Annotated in this window: 16 protein-coding genes; 13 read left to right on the forward strand and 3 right to left on the reverse strand. The window is 63.9% G+C overall.

Annotated elements, in window-relative coordinates:
- Both ABEA18_RS10295 and ABEA18_RS10300 read left to right on the forward strand, forming a co-directional pair.
- The coding region (locus ABEA18_RS10295; RefSeq protein ID WP_345449275.1) for a sugar phosphate isomerase/epimerase family protein at positions 1–315 on the forward strand (315 nt) is incomplete at its 5' end.
- A gap of 74 nt (positions 316–389) precedes the next feature.
- Positions 390–1,418, forward strand: a complete 1,029-nt coding sequence (locus tag ABEA18_RS10300; RefSeq protein ID WP_345449276.1) for a Gfo/Idh/MocA family protein — start codon at positions 390–392, stop codon at positions 1,416–1,418.
- Between the two features lie 160 nt (positions 1,419–1,578).
- Here ABEA18_RS10300 and ABEA18_RS10305 read toward each other — a convergent pair whose 3' ends face one another.
- Complete coding sequence (locus tag ABEA18_RS10305; RefSeq protein WP_345449277.1) at positions 1,579–1,869, reverse strand: MerR family transcriptional regulator; 291 nt, start codon at positions 1,867–1,869, stop codon at positions 1,579–1,581.
- Positions 1,870–2,001: 132 nt separating this feature from the next.
- On the opposite strand from ABEA18_RS10305, the gene ABEA18_RS10310 reads away from it, so the two are divergent.
- The 4 genes from ABEA18_RS10310 to ABEA18_RS10325 all read left to right on the forward strand — a co-directional run bounded on the left by ABEA18_RS10310 (position 2,002) and on the right by ABEA18_RS10325 (position 3,859).
- Positions 2,002–2,427: an Hsp20/alpha crystallin family protein gene (locus ABEA18_RS10310; RefSeq protein ID WP_345449278.1), complete on the forward strand. Its 426-nt coding sequence runs from the start codon at positions 2,002–2,004 to the stop codon at positions 2,425–2,427.
- 220 nt (positions 2,428–2,647) lie between these two features.
- On the forward strand, positions 2,648–3,109 hold the full coding sequence (locus ABEA18_RS10315; protein WP_345449279.1) for a J domain-containing protein: 462 nt from the start codon (positions 2,648–2,650) through the stop codon (positions 3,107–3,109).
- A gap of 34 nt (positions 3,110–3,143) precedes the next feature.
- On the forward strand, positions 3,144–3,518 hold the full coding sequence (locus tag ABEA18_RS10320) for a hypothetical protein (protein ID WP_345449280.1): 375 nt from the start codon (positions 3,144–3,146) through the stop codon (positions 3,516–3,518).
- 17 nt (positions 3,519–3,535) lie between these two features.
- Positions 3,536–3,859: a hypothetical protein gene (locus ABEA18_RS10325; RefSeq protein WP_345449281.1), complete on the forward strand. Its 324-nt coding sequence runs from the start codon at positions 3,536–3,538 to the stop codon at positions 3,857–3,859.
- 424 nt (positions 3,860–4,283) lie between these two features.
- Here the strand turns inward: ABEA18_RS10325 and ABEA18_RS10330 are convergent, their stop codons facing one another.
- Both ABEA18_RS10330 and ABEA18_RS10335 read right to left on the reverse strand, forming a co-directional pair.
- Complete coding sequence (locus tag ABEA18_RS10330) at positions 4,284–4,715, reverse strand: hypothetical protein (protein WP_345449282.1); 432 nt, start codon at positions 4,713–4,715, stop codon at positions 4,284–4,286.
- A 64-nt stretch (positions 4,716–4,779) separates the two neighbouring features.
- Complete coding sequence (locus ABEA18_RS10335) at positions 4,780–5,763, reverse strand: aldo/keto reductase (protein ID WP_345449283.1); 984 nt, start codon at positions 5,761–5,763, stop codon at positions 4,780–4,782.
- Positions 5,764–5,921: 158 nt separating this feature from the next.
- On the opposite strand from ABEA18_RS10335, the gene ABEA18_RS10340 reads away from it, so the two are divergent.
- From ABEA18_RS10340 to ABEA18_RS10370, 7 genes are all read left to right on the forward strand, one after another.
- Positions 5,922–6,932: an aldo/keto reductase family protein gene (locus ABEA18_RS10340; protein WP_345449284.1), complete on the forward strand. Its 1,011-nt coding sequence runs from the start codon at positions 5,922–5,924 to the stop codon at positions 6,930–6,932.
- A 245-nt stretch (positions 6,933–7,177) separates the two neighbouring features.
- Positions 7,178–7,552 (forward strand): CBU_0592 family membrane protein, encoded by a 375-nt coding sequence (locus ABEA18_RS10345; RefSeq protein ID WP_345449286.1) that lies wholly within the window; start codon positions 7,178–7,180, stop codon positions 7,550–7,552.
- A gap of 390 nt (positions 7,553–7,942) precedes the next feature.
- Positions 7,943–8,752, forward strand: coding sequence for an IclR family transcriptional regulator (locus ABEA18_RS10350; RefSeq protein ID WP_345449287.1), 810 nt, complete (start codon positions 7,943–7,945; stop codon positions 8,750–8,752).
- 1,043 nt (positions 8,753–9,795) lie between these two features.
- Positions 9,796–11,493, forward strand: coding sequence for a choline dehydrogenase (gene betA / locus ABEA18_RS10355; protein WP_345449288.1), 1,698 nt, complete (start codon positions 9,796–9,798; stop codon positions 11,491–11,493).
- Positions 11,490–13,052: an aldehyde dehydrogenase family protein gene (locus ABEA18_RS10360; protein ID WP_345449289.1), complete on the forward strand. Its 1,563-nt coding sequence runs from the start codon at positions 11,490–11,492 to the stop codon at positions 13,050–13,052. The genes betA and ABEA18_RS10360 overlap by 4 nt, the downstream gene beginning before the upstream one ends.
- Positions 13,049–14,083, forward strand: a complete 1,035-nt coding sequence (locus ABEA18_RS10365) for a quaternary amine ABC transporter ATP-binding protein (RefSeq protein WP_345449290.1) — start codon at positions 13,049–13,051, stop codon at positions 14,081–14,083. The genes ABEA18_RS10360 and ABEA18_RS10365 overlap by 4 nt, the downstream gene beginning before the upstream one ends.
- The gene (locus ABEA18_RS10370) at positions 14,080–16,116 is read left to right on the forward strand and encodes an ABC transporter permease (protein ID WP_345449291.1); all 2,037 of its coding nucleotides are present in this window, start codon (positions 14,080–14,082) and stop codon (positions 16,114–16,116) included. Before ABEA18_RS10365 ends, ABEA18_RS10370 begins: the two co-directional genes overlap by 4 nt.
- Positions 16,117–16,186: the final 70 nt, after the last annotated feature.

The following is a 16,186-nucleotide window of genomic DNA, read 5'->3' on the forward strand; positions in this document are numbered from 1 at the left end:
AAGGACCGGATCTACCACGTGGACTGCAAGGACACCAAGCTGCGCCCCACCGGCCGCAACACCGTCCTCGGCTCCCACCTGCCCTGGGGCGACCCGCGCCGGGGCTGGGACTTCGTCTCCGCCGGACGCGGCGACGTGCCCTGGGAATCGAGTTTCCGCGCCCTCACCGCGATCGGCTACACCGGACCCATCTCGGTGGAATGGGAGGACGCCGGCATGGATCGCCTCCACGGCGCCCCCGAAGCCCTCGCCGCCCTCAAGAAGTTCGACTTCCCGCCCTCCCAAACCAGCTTCGACGCCGCCTTCAAGCAGTAGCTCACCGTGGCGGGAAGCGCCGCGACCAATAAGGCGGGCGAAGGCGACACCAGAAACCAGAAAGGACTCCACAATTGGATCCAGAAGAAGCACCGCTGCGCATCGGCATCCTGGGAGCGTCCCGCGTCAGCCCGACATCCATCGTTGAACCTGCCAGGCTTACAGGTGCGCGGCTGGTGGCCGTGGCAGCCCGCGACCGGGACCGGACACAGGACTTTGCCGACCGGTACGGCGTCGAACGGGTACTCGGCTCGTACGAAGATCTTGTCCATGACCCGGAGGTCGAAGCGATTTACAACCCGCTGGCTAACTCGCTCCACGCACGATGGAACCTTGCGGCCATCGCGGCGGGAAAACACGTCCTGTCAGAGAAACCGTTCGCAGCGAACGCAGCGGAAGCCAGAGAAGTGCGGGATGCAGGCAAACGCGCCGGGGTCAAGGTCGTCGACGGTTTCCACTATCTTTACCACCCTGTCACGAAGAGACTCCACGAACTGGTCGCCTCCGGGGAACTCGGCGAGTTGCAGCGTGTGGAAACAATGGTGATGATTCCACCCCCGCCACCCGAAGACCCCCGGTGGTCACTGCCACTCGCGGGCGGAGCACTCATGGACCTGGGCTGCTATAGCCTCCACGCCATCCGCGCCATGGCCCCCCTGGCGGGCGGCAATCCCACGCTCATCACCGCCCGGGGAGCCGAACGGACCGGCTTACCCGGAGTGGACGAATGGGTTGACGCTGAGCTGGTCTATCCCTCCGGAATCACCGCAACGGCACGATGCGACATGAACGGGCCCCGGGCCGAAATGACCTACCGCGCCATTGGAAGCAAGGGACAAGCCACAGTGGCAAATTTCATCCTCCCTCATACCGATGACAGCCTCGAGGTGAAAACGACTCACGGTCAACGGATCGAGCACCCGGGCACACGATCCTCTTACACCTATCAACTGGACGCTTTCGCTGCCCTGATCCGGCACGGAATCCCTATGCCCACAGACAGCGACGACGCCGTCCAAACGATGGAACTAATCGACGACTGCTACAAAGCTATCGGACTGGAACCCCGTGCCGACACCCGAAACGAGACAAACGACTACTAACGCCAGAAGAATCCTTTAGCGGTCCGCAACGATCACGCAATTGACGTCGTAAATGGGAGCCGGAGACGGATCAAACGGTCGGTGCCGCGTGATCCGTTCCTGTTGGCAGATCTGGCCCGTGGATGGCTCGAAAACAAGACGGCCCAGCTCGCGGAGGTCCTCAAAGGCCGTTCGCGGACCTGAGCTCCGCCTCGAGGCGCCGGTTGTCGGCCTCCAGGACCAGGACCATCCGGATGCCGGCCAGGTTCAAGCCCAGGTCCAGAAGCTCGCCGATCCGCCGCAATGTCACGAGGTCGTTCTCGCTGTACTGGCGGGTCCCGCCCAGGGTCCTGCCCGGTTCCAGCAGGCCCTTGCGTTCGTAGAGGCGCAGGTTCTGCTGACCCGTTCCCACCAGTTCGGCCGCAACGGAAATCGCATACACGCCCCTCCCCCGGTCCTCGGCCTTGCCCATCGGGCACCTCCAAAATCCTTCGAAAATCGGCTTGCCCTAACCCATATGCAGTGCTATAAGAAATATATACCAGCCACCATAGATCGGCTGGATTAACAACAAAAAACTGCGATCTGCAAGGAGTGACACACCATGCTGATGCGAACGGACCCCTTCCGTGAATTCGACCGGCTCGCCGAACAGGTACTCGGCACCACAGCCCGGCCAGCGGCCATGCCGATGGACGCCTGGCGGGAAGGCGAGGACTTCGTGGTCGCCTTCGATCTGCCCGGAGTCAACGTGGACTCGGTGGACATCGACGTCGAACGCAACGTCCTGACTGTCAAGGCCGAACGCCCGGACCCCGTGGGCGAGGGCACGGAACTGATTGCCTCCGAACGGCCCCGCGGCGTCTTCAGCCGCCAGCTCATCCTCGGCGACGCGCTGGACACCGAAGGCGTCAAAGCAAACTACGACGCCGGCGTCCTGACCCTGCGCATTCCGGTGGCGGAAAAAGCAAAACCGCGCCGCATCGAAATCGAAACCACCGGAAAACAGCGCCAGGAGATCAACGCCTGACCGCCGGCGCAGCCTCCCGGACCGGGAGCACCACAGTGCCCCACCATGTGAAGAGGGCGGTCGAGTTCACAGACCACGCCACAGCGCAGCCAGCGCACGGATGGATGAGGCCCCGGGGATGACTCCCGCAGCGATGGTCCCCGGCCGAACAGGCCGGGGACCATCCGCCTCCCCCGCCCACGGAAACAGCCCGCATCTAAAACACACACCACCCCCGACGATGAGGAACAACGGCCCCGACCTTTACGACATCCTGCATATCGCCCCCACCGCCACGGCGCGCGAGGTGACCCGCGCGTACCGCACGCTCATCCGCGGCCTGCACCCCGACACCCGGGCGGCCCGCGAACACCCCACCCGCCCCGGGCCGACGGAACCGGATACGGAGACGCAAGAAGAGCTGCAGGAGCTCCGGGACATCATGGCCGCCTACGCCATCCTCGGCAACCCGGAAAAACGGGCCGCCTACGACCGGGAGCGCCCGCGTCCGGCCGCGAACCCCAAGCCCCAACGGCCCGGCGCCGCCTCCGTTCGCATCCCGGGGCAGTTGCTTCCCGCCGCGTCGCTGCTGATCGGACCGGTCATCTGGGAGCCGCCCGCCGGACGGCCCCCCGGAATGCCGCTCCGGCAACGGTCATATCCACCAACCGGCTACACGCTGATCCTGCAGATCAGGCGCTGAGAGCCGGAAAACCACACAAGTCCAAGGAGCCCCCATGAGTGCCTGGCGCCCGTATGACAGCCAGTTGATGCCCGCGTTCTACGAACGCTTCGAAAAGCGGTGGGGCAAAGGAACAGCGCCGTTCCTGGACCCCGAGACCCACGAACAACCCATGCCCCGGGCCCAATGGATCAACCCGGACACCGGCGCCGCGGTCGCGGTCGTCCCCATCTGGACCGAGGACCCCCAGCACCGCTCCTTCGGAGTGTTCTACCTTCCCCCGGCCGGCGACATCTGGGTCCTGCGCCCCGGCTACACCAACTACCTCGAAACCGACACCAGGAACACCGAGCAAGCCACCCTCCGCAACGACGCCTTCCGAAAAGCCGTCGCCCACGCCAAGGAATTCATCTACGGAACCCAACCCTGAATCTTCGGGAACACACCATGACGCCTCCACAGATCAGGCAATTCCTCCAAGACTGCATTGTTCACGATGACGCCAGCGACTCAGGGATCAACGCCGACGCGCTCTATGGGCTCTACGTCAGCTGGTGCTCCCTGAACCGCAAAGTCCCCCTCCCCGACCGCGCCTTCCGCACCGCCCTGCGCCTCGCGGGGCTTCACCCGGAAAAGACCCGAAAGGGCAGGGCCTTCCCTGGCCTGCGCATGACAGGGCAAGCCGCGGTGGACTACATCCTCAACAGCAGCGCCCAAACCCCGGCGGACCCCAGACAGAGCAGGCGGTCACCGCCCGGCCGGACGCTATGACGAGCCGGGCCCTGTTTCCGGCTCGTGTCCGGCGCCCACGCCGCTGCAGGTCTGCAAAAACTGTGCCCTGCTGCTTCGCGGCAAACGGCCCACGGACGATGGATCGGGGCCAAGGTAACGCGCCAATGCCCGGTGTCACCCTGTGCCGGGCACTGGCGCAGCTACCGCCGAGAGCATCTTCCAGGGAAACGCCCTCGTGCCGATCGTAGGCCGCGGAACGGCCCGGCACTTGAGTACCGGCTACCTGTTTTGGCAGCACTTGTGGCAATGACATGTCCGAGGCGGCCCGGCCCCGGTAAGGGCCAGTCCGCCGGCATGAGTGTGCACATTGTGCACACCTGTTCTTGCGCCACGGCCGTCGATTCAACCGCTACGCGCCATGCCGAAAAATTAACGCAAGCGAGCTCTAAAAGCGGCATTGCTCTTAGGGGGCCAGTTCGCCCGCCCGAGTCCAGCCGAGGGCCTCGTACCGGTCCGCTGCCCCGACGTCCACGGGCGCATAGACAACATCCGCGCCCTCGACGAAGGCTTCCTCCGCCAGGCGGGCCAGAACCACGGCCTCGTGATCGAGCGCCACAGCGTCGCCGTCCACTGCGCGCACCGGGCCCACCACAGCGAATCCATCGCCGAACGCCACCCGGCCCCGCGCCAGGGGGCGGTCGAAGCGGGTCAGCTCCACGACGTCGTAATCCTCCAAGGGCGCCTCGAACACGCCGAACTCGGACTCCAGCGGCGGCGCGCTGTTGACGTCGCCCGGCGGGGCGGTCATCAGGACGCCGACGGGTAGTGTTTCCTCGCCGTCGTTGAGCCGTGCCCACAGGGGCCGCCAGTCGTGTGTGGTATCCGGTGCGCTCATTTACCAACCCTATGATCTTCGCGGCCAGACGGGAATCCGAGCGGCCGAAGATGACTTCCGGGGTTTACCAGCGGGAATGGATCCTCTCGCGGAAGTACGTGTCGTAGATTTCCCTGACGCTGTTCTCGAAGTCCGGGCCTAGGTGGTCCAGTATTTGGGTGGAGGCGGCATTGGCGCGGGCTTGTTCGGGGCTTCGGGCCCCTGGTATGACGGTGCTGACCCCGTCTTGCGCCGCGATCCAGGCGATGGCCGCTTGGGCTGTTGTTGCTCCGGACGGGACAAGCTTTTTGAATTCTTCCACCGCTTTGAGGCCCTGTTCAAAGTCAACTCCGGAGAAGGTCTCTCCGACATCGAATGCTGCACCGTCCCGGTTGTATTTCCGGTGGTCATTATCGGCAAAGAGCGTGTCCTTCGAGTACTTGCCCGAGAGCAGGCCCGAAGCCAGAGGGACCCTGGCGATGATGCCGACTCCGGCGTTCTTCGCCGCGGGCAGGACCTCGTCCAAGGGTTTGAGTCTGAAGGCGTTCAGAATGATCTGAACGGTCGCCGTGCCGTGCTTGATGGCCTCGAGTGCTTCACCGGTCCGCTCAACGCTGACGCCGTAGTCCTTGATTGCGCCTTCATCGACGAGCGTCTCCAGCGCATCGTAGACTTCAGGGCGGCTGTAAACCGGGGTCGGTGGGCAGTGCAGCTGCACCAGGTCCAGGCATTCCGTCCGGAGGTTCCGCCGGGAACGGTCAACCCATTGCCGGAAGTTTGCGAGTGTGTAGTTTTCGGGTTTCTGTTCAAGGCGCCGCCCGATTTTGGTGGCTACCGTGATGTCCAGTCCGGGATTGGCAGCGAGGTACGTCCCGATGGCTTGCTCGCTCCGCCCGTCGCCGTAGACATCGGCGGTATCGAAGAAGGTCACCCCGGAATCCACTGCGGCTTCCAGGATGTCGTTGGCTTCCTTCGGATCCACGTTGCCCCAGTCGGCACCGAGCTGCCACGTGCCCAGCCCCACAACGGAGACAGACCGCCCTGTCTTGCCCAATACTCGCTGCTTCATCCTTCGACTATAACCACGGCACAACCGCCCCGTCCGCATGGAAGGGGGCCAGCTGATCCTAGGACCCGAAGGGCCAGCCACGCTTGGACAAAAGATGCTGTCGGACGCGTAGTCTACGGAGGCCAACATCACGGACAAGAGAAAGCGCGTCATTAAAAATGGAATTCAGGTACCTTGGCAACTCCGGCTTCAAGATCTCGGAAATCACGTTCGGCAACTGGCTGACCCACGGCTCCCAGGTCGAGAACGACACCGCCACCGCATGCGTCCGAGCAGCGCTCGACGCCGGCATCAGCACCTTCGACACGGCCGATGTCTATGCCAACACCGCGGCCGAGACCGTCCTCGGCAACGCACTGAAGGGCGAACGCCGGGAGTCGCTGGAGATCTTCACGAAGGTATTCGGTCCCACCGGGCCCAAGGGCCACAATGATCTCGGGCTCTCCCGCAAGCACATCACGGAATCCATCAACGGCTCCCTCAGGCGCCTGCAGACCGACTACGTGGACCTCTACCAGGCCCACCGCTACGATTTCGAGACCCCGCTGGAAGAAACCATGCAGGCCTTCGCGGACATCGTGCGGCAAGGCAAAGCCCTGTACATCGGCGTGAGCGAATGGACAGCGGAGCAGATCCGTGACGGCCACGCACTGGCCAAAGATCTGGGGTTCCAGCTGATATCCAACCAGCCGCAGTATTCCATGTTGTGGAGGGTCATCGAGGCCGAAGTGGTGCCGGCGTCGGAAGAACTCGGACTCTCCCAGATCGTGTGGTCCCCCATGGCCCAGGGCGTCCTGAGCGGCAAGTACGAGCCCGGGAAACCTTCTCCCGAGGGCAGCCGGGCGACCGACACCAAGGGCGGAGCCCAGATGATCGAGCGTTGGATGTCCAACGAGGTCCTGACCGGCGTCCAGAAGCTCAAACCGATCGCTGAAGAAGCCGGACTGACCATGGCCCAGCTGAGCATCGCATGGGTCCTGCAGAACCAGAACGTGGCCTCGGCCATCACGGGCGCGTCCCGGCCCGAGCAGGTCGCGGCCAACGTGGCCGCATCCGGGGTGAAACTGGATCAGGAGATCATGGACAAAATCGACACCGCAATCGGCGCCCTCGCCGAACGCGACCCCGCCCGGACCAAAGATTCCTCACCCGCCACCCGGGAAGCATAAGCGCTAAACGGCAGGGACGGCCGGACGCCCAGCTTTCGGCAGGGGACGTCCGGCCACCCCCGTTAGACTTCCTCGTCCAAACCGACCAATGGGTCTGCGCCTCGGACGTTGAAGGAAGATGTCCACCAGGCCAAAACCGCATGATCCATTCGCGAGCTGCCGTCAACGCAAGTAAACTCCTCACGACATCCACCAGCGCCCCGCATGGCAGCTAGCAAGACGCAACGCATTCCCGAAAGGACACCATGGATCTGCTGTGGGAAATCGCAGGTTGGGCAGGGGCGGGTGTGATCCTAAGCGCATATCTGTCTGTCTCCATGGGCTGGGCGAGGCCGGGCAGGCGCTTCCAGACCGCAAACCTCCTCGGTGCTTGTGCCTTCATTGTCAATGGCGCATTCCACGAAGCATGGCCCTCTGTGGTCACGAATATGGCGTGGTTCCTCATTTCCGCCATAGCGCTTCTTCGCATTCGTTCGGCGGGCCAGCCGCCCGAGGCAGCCATTGATACCCAGACGGTTCAATTCCCCGGCCTGCCTGACACGTCCGGCCAACTAGCAGTTGTTGAGACCCTCACTGGTTCCAGTTACGGCAATGTTGACGGACAACGTCCACTTGGATGATCCGGACCCTTTTTTGATATGCCGGTGACGCACTGTGAGTACTTGACCGGCCAATTGGCCGAGCCATTCTGCGGCTTCAGCTGCTCGCCCATTCCCTATCGGACGGCGTGCTCGTCACAAGCATTGGGCCTCCCATGCCTGCGTTGGACAAGCTGCAGTTCAACTCCTCGCGCGAGGGCTGAGTCCTCACAGCTCTTGGGCCGAATCCCGTACGCCACAACACTCCGTTTACGGGACAGTTCTTCCTCATTGCTGGGACGCTTACGAAGAAAGAGGCCCGGTGGTATCTTTTAGATCTACAACTGGTATATGAGTCTGAACCTCCCTAACCTGATAAGCATCCGACTCCGATGAAACTGGAGACCACTCAACTACTCGAGAGAGTGCAGCATGCCTTCGAACAATGATGCTGAACCTGCCGTTGAAACAGGCGGAGTTCAGCAAGGGGGCGTCCAGTCCGTCGACCGCGCACTTGCGGTCTTGGAAATCCTGGCAAGGGACGGCCACGCCGGCGTGAGCGAAATAGCGGAGGAGATGAATCTCCACAAATCGACGATCTTCCGGCTGCTGGCGTCGCTCGCGAGCGGGGATATGGTCCAGCAGAACAGCGGACGGGGCAAGTACCAGCTGGGCTTCGGAATCTTACGGATCGCAAGTACCATCCCCGGAAGGCTGAGCCTGGTCTATGAAGCCCGTCCGCTACTGGAAAGCCTGGCCGAGAAATACGAGGAGACGGTGAACCTTGCCGTGCTCCGTTCCAACTTTGCGGTCAACGTCGACCAGGCCATGGGCCCTTCAATGCTTGCCACCTACGACTGGGTGGGCAGCCTGACTCCGCTGCATGCCACCTCAAGCGGAAAGGTACTGCTCGCAACCCTTAAAGCCGACGAACGGGGCAGGATCCTAGAGGAAACAGGGCTGCCTCCCAGGACGCCGCGGACGATCACCAGCCGTGAAGAACTGGAAAACCAGCTTCTCGATGTCTCACGCAACGGATACGCAGTGACGAGGGATGAAATCGAGATCGGATTGAACGCCGCAGCAGCGCCGGTCTACAACCACATGGGAACTGTGGTCGGTGCAGTAAGTATTTCCGGTCCAGCCTTCCGCTTCGACCCGGAAACGACGCCAGGACTTCTGGAAGCACTGAGGGAGGCGGGGCTGCGGATAAGTGCCAAAATGGGCTACGCCCTTCGGTAGCAAGCGCATTGGGTGAACAATTCCAGCGGGTTAGCCGCTTGTGCCTCATTGAGCGGGTCCCTTCACAGGCTGGCACCGCAACGCCGGAGCCGCCGCTTGACCGTGTTGAGCACGGCGCCGGTGGACCACCAGAACGACGTCGGCCCCGCACATAGCCTTCGCCAACGAAGCGGAGCCCCTTACTCACGTTCCCGCCGCGTAATAGGACTCGATGCTAGCGTCACAAACCAGCCCGGCCACGTAAATTCCATGTAACGCGGCCGGAGTCGCGGCCATCTCTTCACCGAAGTGGTGCCAGGGCGGACGGCCGCCCTGCAACTCCGAGGGCGGGCGGCGGCACCCTCGAGGCCGATCGAGCCGGCTTCCGCTCGGCCCCAAGATTCTGCGCGGATTTCAAAGTCCGCAGGGTTAGAACATTCACTACGCGGCCCGTTTTGGGGCCGCTGCACCTCCCGCCAATCAGGTAGGGGCCTCCTAAAGATGCAACAAGGAGTTGCGCATCACGAGATGCGAATTCTGCATCCGAGAGGTGCGACGCACACGCGGTGCGACAGTGCTGTCACAGGGTCCGTTTCAGCGCGGACAGAAACCTTGACAATGATCGTGGCGTAGATCACTCTGTTGCGTATGGTGATTCGTGTTGATGATTCCACAACGGACACCACGGGCAGAGCCCGTTAGGCGGGAGGGAGGTTTATCAGCGGATCCCGTGCCCGCTGACAGTACCGGCCCCGGAAACGACCTCTTGCTCAACACATCACCAACGGTCCGTGTCTTCCACAAACGACGGTGAGCAGATCGCTGTCGACCACACCCTGACGTCAGCATCATCGTCTAGCTCCACCAGGCAGTACTCCACTCCAAGCTAAGAGGCGGAACTCTTGAGGCTACAACTGAGCAACAAGCTGCACGAACGGACACGCTCCGCTGTCCCCCTCCGGTCAGTCATGGACAGTGTCCGGGCATTAAGGAGACGCGGTTCGTCCTCACCGCTGCCGGCCCTTCGAAATGACTCCCAGACCACGCCCAAGGAGATTTAGCACATGACGAACGAGAGCTACGACTACGTGATCATCGGCGGTGGAAGCGCCGGATCGGTGCTGGCGGACAGACTCAGTGCCGACGGAACGCACACCGTCCTGGTCCTTGAAGCGGGCCGCAGCGACTACCCGTGGGACCTTTTCATCCAGATGCCGGCGGCCCTCACCTTCCCCAGCGGCAACCGGTTCTACGACTGGCAATACCAGTCCGACCCCGAACCGCGCATGCACGGACGCCGGATCGCGCACGCCCGCGGCAAGGTTTTGGGCGGCTCCAGCTCCATCAACGGCATGATCTTCCAGCGCGGCAACCCTTTGGACTACGAACGCTGGGGAGCCGACGCCGGCATGGAAACCTGGGACTTCGCACACTGCCTGCCCTACTTCAAGCGCATGGAGACCGCCCTCGCCGCGGAACCGGACGATGACCTGCGCGGCCACGACGGACCCCTGGTGCTGGAGCGCGGGCCAGCCCGCAATCCCCTGTTCCAGGCCTTCTTCCGCGCCGCCCAACAAGCGGGATTCGCACGGACCAACGATGTCAACGGGTACCGGCAGGAGGGCTTCGGCCCGTTCGACCGGAACGTGCACAAGGGCCAGCGGCTCTCGGCGTCACGTGCCTACCTGCGCCCCAACAAGGGTAGGAAAAACCTATCGATCCGCACCAGGGCGCTGGCGGCAAAGGTCAATTTCGATGGCACCACGGCCACAGGAGTCACGTACCGCCGGAACGGCCGGCTGCACACGGTCAAAGCCAAGGAAGTGGTGCTGTGCGGCGGCGCGATCAATACCCCTCAGCTGCTGCAACTTTCCGGAGTGGGAGATTCCGCGCATTTGAAGTCGCTGGGCATCACGCCGGTTGTCGACCTGCCGGGAGTCGGCGAAAACCTGCAGGATCACCTGGAAGTGTACGTCCAGCACTCCTGCACACGGCCAGTATCCATGCAGCCGAACCTGAGCCTGTGGCGCTATCCGTGGATCGGCTTGCAGTGGCTGCTCAGCCGCAAGGGCCCCGCAGCCACCAACCACTTCGAAGGGGGCGGATTCGTCCGCTCCAACGAGGACGTCGCCTACCCCAACCTGATGTTCCACTTCCTGCCGGTAGCGGTCCGCTACGACGGCCAGAAAGCCGACGCCAAGCACGGATACCAGGTCCACGTGGGCCCCATGTACTCCGACGCGAGAGGGAGCCTGAAGATCACCTCCACGGACCCCGCCGAGCACCCGTCCATGCAGTTCAACTACCTGTCCACGGACCAGGACCGGCGCGAATGGGTGGAAGCCATCCGGGCCACCCGCGACATCCTCGCCCAGCCGGCTCTCGCCCCCTACAGTGGCGGCGAACTCTCCCCCGGACCGTCCGTTCAGACGGACGAGGAGATCCTCGACTGGGTGGCCAGGGATGCCGAAACGGCGCTCCACCCCTCCTGCACCGCCAAGATCGGCCCGGCCACGGACCCCCTGGCCGTCGTGGATCCGCTGACCATGAAAGTTCATGGCACCTCGGGGCTCCGGGTGGCGGATGCCTCCGCCATGCCTTATGTGACCAACGGCAACATCTACGCCCCGGTAATGATGCTCGCCGAAAAGGCCGCGGACCTCATCCTGGGACGCGCACCGCTGGCACCCGAGCATAGGGATTTTTACCGTCACGGCTCCGCTGGCGCAACCGAAGCCGCACCTGGCCTGGGCCGCGCATGAGCACCGTCGGGGTTTCCGGGATCAACAGCCGGACCGTGCCGGACCAGGAAGCGGCACCCGCACGGGGCGCACGGGGCCTTTTCCTCGACGGCCAGTGGAGCGAATCAAAGGCCGGGAAAACGCGGCTCATCACATGCCCGGCGGACGCCAAAAACGTCGCCGAGGTTGCCGAATGCACGGCCGCCGATGCCGAAGCCGCGGTTGCCAGCGCCCGCAGGGCGTTCGACGGCGGCGCGTGGCCCGGCACCAGTGAGAGAGAGCGTGGCCAGGTGCTGCTTCGCACCGCCGAACTGCTGGAACGCGACAAGGCACTCTATGCCCGGGCCGAAGCCCTCGACACGGGCAAACGCTACGTCGAAGCGGAATACGACATCGACGATATCGCCGCCTGCTTCCGGTACTACGGCGGGATCGCCGGGACGGACGCCGGCCGCGTGATCGACACCGGCGACCCTGGAACCATCAGCCGTGTGGTGCACGCCCCGGTAGGGGTCTGCGGGCTCATCACGCCATGGAACTATCCCCTCCTGCAAGCCTCCTGGAAGGTGGCCCCGGCTCTGCTGGCCGGCAACACCTTCGTGCTGAAGCCCAGCGAACTGACTCCTTCCACCTCCATCCTCCTGATGGATACCCTCCGTGAGGCCGGATTGCCGGCCGGGGTCGCCAACCTCGTCACCGGTACCGGTCCCGACGTCGGCGCAGTCCTGAGCGCAAGCCCCGATGTCGATCTGATCTCGTTCACCGGCGGCCTGGCCACCGGGATCGGCATCATGAAGGCCGCAGCGAGCACGGTGAAACGGGTCGCATTGGAACTGGGCGGGAAGAATCCGAACATAGTCTTCGCCGACGCCGACCGTGAGTCCGCCTTGGACAACGCCCTCACCGCGGTGTTCCTGCATTCGGGCCAAGTGTGCTCGGCCGGAACCAGACTCATTGTCGAAGAGTCGATCCACGACGACTTCGTGGCGGACCTAGTGCGGCGTGCGCAGGCCATCCGGCTTGGCGGCCCCTTCGACGAGCTCGCCGAGACCGGACCGCTGATTTCGGCCGCGCACCGGGAGAAGGTCCATGCCTACGTCCAAGCCGGCATCGACGAAGGTGCCACCCTTCTGTGCGGCGGCTATTTCCCCTCCTCCGGCGCGCTCGCACTCGGCAGCTACTACCCACCCACCATTCTGGGCAGCTGCAACACCTCGATGAACGTCGTCCAGGAAGAATCGTTCGGACCAGTTCTGACCGTGGAGACCTTCAGCACGGAGGCCGAAGCCATCAGTCTTGCCAACGACACCCCCTACGGACTCGCCGGAGCCGTCTGGACGCAGGACGGATCGCGCGCGCAGCGCGTAGCCGGGGCCCTCCGGCACGGCACAGTGTGGATCAACGATTACCACCCGTACGTGCCCCAGGCCGAGTGGGGTGGTTTCGGCAAGTCCGGAAACGGCCGCGAACTGGGGCTCCAAGGTCTCGCGGAGTACCGGGAAACCAAGCACATCTGGCAAAACATCAACCCCAGGCCCAGCCACTGGTTCAAGCCTCCACAGGCAGGAGTACAGCAATGAACAGTCCCGATATCTCAGTGCGCAACCTTTGGAAGGTCTTCGGACCGGGAGGCGACAAGATCCCCGGCAATCCTGAACTCTCGGCTCTCAAGTCCGCGGAACTGCTCGAGCGCACCGGCTGTGTGACCGCCGTTCGCAACCTGAGTTTCGACGTCGCCAAGGGCGAGGTCTTCGTGGTCATGGGACTCTCCGGATCCGGTAAATCCACTCTGATCCGCTGCCTAACCCGGCTGATCGAGCCCACCTCCGGACAAGTCCTGGTGGACGGCAAGGACGTCCTGCAGGCAGGAATTGCCGAGCTCCGCGAACTGCGCCGGCGCAAGATGTCCATGGTGTTCCAGCATTTCGGCCTGCTCCCCCACCGCACCGTGCTGGACAACGTCTCCTACGGACTGCAGATCCGCGGGGCTGCCAAAACCGAACGCTACGCCAGGGCCCGTGAAATCATCGAACTCGTCGGCCTCAAAGGCTACGAACAGCACTACCCGGACCAGTTGTCCGGAGGAATGCAGCAGCGCGTCGGCCTGGGGCGGGCCCTTGCCGGAGATCCGGACACCATCCTCTTCGATGAGCCCTTCTCCGCACTGGATCCGCTCATTCGCCGGGACATGCAGACGGAAGTCATCCGGCTCCATAAAGAAATGGGCAAGACCATGGTGTTCGTGACCCACGATCTCTCCGAGGCACTCAAGCTCGGCGACCGCATCCTGATCATGCGCAACGGCGAAACGGTCCAGTGCGGCACCGGAGACGAACTAGTGGGGTCACCGGCGGACAAGTACATTGAGGACTTCGTCTCCGAAGTCCCCCGCGCGGACGTCCTGACCCTGAAGTGGATCACCCGGCCCGTGGCTGACGGAACCCCGGGCGATGCTCCCGTCCTCAGCGCCGGAACGATCATCCGGGACGCCATCGCGGCGGTCATGGACTCCTCCTGCCCCGTCCTGGTTGAAGATGGCGGCAGGATCACAGGGCAGATCGACCGCGACAGCATTCTTTCGGTCCTGCAGCCCACGGAAGCGGCGGCATGATGTCGACCCTCGTCCGGGATCGGGCCACGGCCCAGCCCACCCCGTCCTCCGCCCGTGAACCCCGCCGCAGGCCCAGTCGGCGCACCCTCCTGCTGGGAGGCGCCGCCGTCGTCTGGATCCTGGGATTCCTCGTCCTGCAGGGAACATCCACCCTGACCCTGCCCGCCTCAGAGCTGACGGACCTGCACCGGTCCCTGAACCAGTTCAACGCCTGGGTGGCAGCAAACCGGGGTGACAACCCCGTCTTCCTCTACGTTTTCACGCCCCTGCGTGCCGCCGTCGACGCCGTCGCCAGCCTGTTCATTACCCTCTTCGCCGCAAGTTCCACTGGTCTTCGCTTGCCGGAGATCGGTTGGCTCGGAACCGTGGGCCTACTAGGCTGGATTGCGTTCGCGTTCGGCAACGCCCGGGTCGCACTGCTCACCGTAGCCGTCTTTATGTTCTTCGGCTTCCAGGGCCTGTTCCTCGAGGCAACGTACACGTTCGCCCTTGTGGTCACCGCCGTCCTGCTGACCCTGCTCGTCGGTATCCCGCTCGGCGTCCTGGCCGGCATCTACGGCCGGGTTGCAAAGGTGATCACGCCGGTGCTGGACTTCATGCAGACGCTGCCCACGTTCGTGTACCTGGCCCCGCTTGCCCTGATCTTCCTCATTGGCCCGGCATCGGCTGTCATCGCCACCGTCATCTACGCGGCACCCCCCGTAATCCGCCTGACGGCGCACGGGATCCGGGGCATCCCTGAGAACACCCGCGAAGCCTCCGATTCGCTCGGCACGACAGGCCTGCAGCGGCTCCTCACCCTGCAGCTGCCCATGGCCCGGCGCACCATCGTCATGGGAATCAACCAGAGCACCATGGCGGCTCTGTCCATGGTCACCATCGCCGCTCTCATCGCGGCTCCCGGGCTTGGCCAGGTGGTTGTCCGGGCGCTGCAATCGCTGGACGTCGGCACGGCCGTGAACGCCGGGCTCTCCATCGTCCTGCTTGCGATCGTGCTCGATCGGGTGACCACCGCCGCGAGCCGCCGGGCGGAGCCTGGGGCGGCCCGCAACCGCAGGATCCCCCGCAGAACCAGGTACATCCTCCTTGGCATCACCCTGGTGCTTACCCTGACGTTGGTGCAGTTGTCCCGGACCCAGCTGTGGGCCGCGGCATTCCCGGCAGAGCTCAACGTCGGCCCGGCGATCGTCCATGCCGTCGGCACGGCCAGCCAGTGGATGCAGTCCAACCTGTCCCTGTTCACAGTGTCTTTCCGGGAAACCGTCACCCTCGGAATTCTCAACCCGTTCCAGTCGCTGCTCACGGACACCCCCTTCTACATACTCGTCGCCGTCATAGCCATCGCCGCCTGCGCCCTCGGCGGCTGGAAGCTCGCGGCCCTGACCACGGCCTGCCTGGGCGTCATCATTTATCTCGGCCTGTGGAGCGACTCCATGGTCACCCTGGCCGGAACCCTGGTGGCCACCGCGGTTGTCATGGTCCTGGGCATCGTCTTCGGCGTGGCCATGGGCCGGTCCAACAGAGTAGACCAGATTATGCGGCCCATGCTCGACGCAGGACAGACCATGCCTGCTTTCGTCTATCTCGTTCCGTTCCTGGGGCTCTTCGGCGCCACCCGCTTCACCGCCATCATCGCCGGCATCATCTACGCCGCCCCCGTGGCTATCAAGATCACCGCCGACGGCATCGGGGCGATCTCGCCTACCGTAGTCGAGGCCGCCGTCGCCAGCGGCTCCACACCCTGGCAGGTCATTACCAAGGTTCAGCTGCCAATGGCCAGGCAGACCCTCGCCCTCGCAGCCAACCAAGGCCTCATCTATGTCCTCGCCATGGTTGTGGTCGGTGCGCTCGTGGGCGCAGGAGGCCTCGGGTACGACGTCGTCGCCGGCTTCGTCCAAAGCTCCCTTTTCGGCAAGGGCCTCGCCGCAGGCGTTGCCATCGTCTTCCTCGGCATCCTGCTGGACAGGATGACCCAGGCGGCCGCAGCCACCCCGGCGAGGAAAATCCCCTCGCCCAAAACCTCGACAACTTAACCGCAGAACCGCCCTGTTAACCGCACGGCAAACAGGATCCGCGCATTTCCCCCCAATAAGGAGACTAACC

The organism is Arthrobacter gyeryongensis (genome assembly GCF_039543785.1).
In the GTDB taxonomy this organism is placed as follows: Bacteria; Actinomycetota; Actinomycetes; order Actinomycetales; family Micrococcaceae; genus Arthrobacter; species Arthrobacter gyeryongensis.

Coding starts and splice junctions, on each gene's coding strand:
- ABEA18_RS10370 (WP_345449291.1), top strand. CDS start 14,080: ATGATGTCGACCCTCGTCCGGGATCGGGCCACGGCCCAGCCCACCCCG.
- ABEA18_RS10345 (WP_345449286.1), top strand. CDS start 7,178: ATGGATCTGCTGTGGGAAATCGCAGGTTGGGCAGGGGCGGGTGTGATC.
- ABEA18_RS10350 (WP_345449287.1), top strand. CDS start 7,943: ATGCCTTCGAACAATGATGCTGAACCTGCCGTTGAAACAGGCGGAGTT.
- ABEA18_RS10305 (WP_345449277.1), bottom strand. CDS start 1,869: ATGGGCAAGGCCGAGGACCGGGGGAGGGGCGTGTATGCGATTTCCGTT.
- ABEA18_RS10310 (WP_345449278.1), top strand. CDS start 2,002: ATGCTGATGCGAACGGACCCCTTCCGTGAATTCGACCGGCTCGCCGAA.
- betA (WP_345449288.1), top strand. CDS start 9,796: ATGACGAACGAGAGCTACGACTACGTGATCATCGGCGGTGGAAGCGCC.
- ABEA18_RS10340 (WP_345449284.1), top strand. CDS start 5,922: ATGGAATTCAGGTACCTTGGCAACTCCGGCTTCAAGATCTCGGAAATC.
- ABEA18_RS10325 (WP_345449281.1), top strand. CDS start 3,536: ATGACGCCTCCACAGATCAGGCAATTCCTCCAAGACTGCATTGTTCAC.
- ABEA18_RS10320 (WP_345449280.1), top strand. CDS start 3,144: ATGAGTGCCTGGCGCCCGTATGACAGCCAGTTGATGCCCGCGTTCTAC.
- ABEA18_RS10315 (WP_345449279.1), top strand. CDS start 2,648: ATGAGGAACAACGGCCCCGACCTTTACGACATCCTGCATATCGCCCCC.
- ABEA18_RS10330 (WP_345449282.1), bottom strand. CDS start 4,715: ATGAGCGCACCGGATACCACACACGACTGGCGGCCCCTGTGGGCACGG.
- ABEA18_RS10335 (WP_345449283.1), bottom strand. CDS start 5,763: ATGAAGCAGCGAGTATTGGGCAAGACAGGGCGGTCTGTCTCCGTTGTG.
- ABEA18_RS10360 (WP_345449289.1), top strand. CDS start 11,490: ATGAGCACCGTCGGGGTTTCCGGGATCAACAGCCGGACCGTGCCGGAC.
- ABEA18_RS10365 (WP_345449290.1), top strand. CDS start 13,049: ATGAACAGTCCCGATATCTCAGTGCGCAACCTTTGGAAGGTCTTCGGA.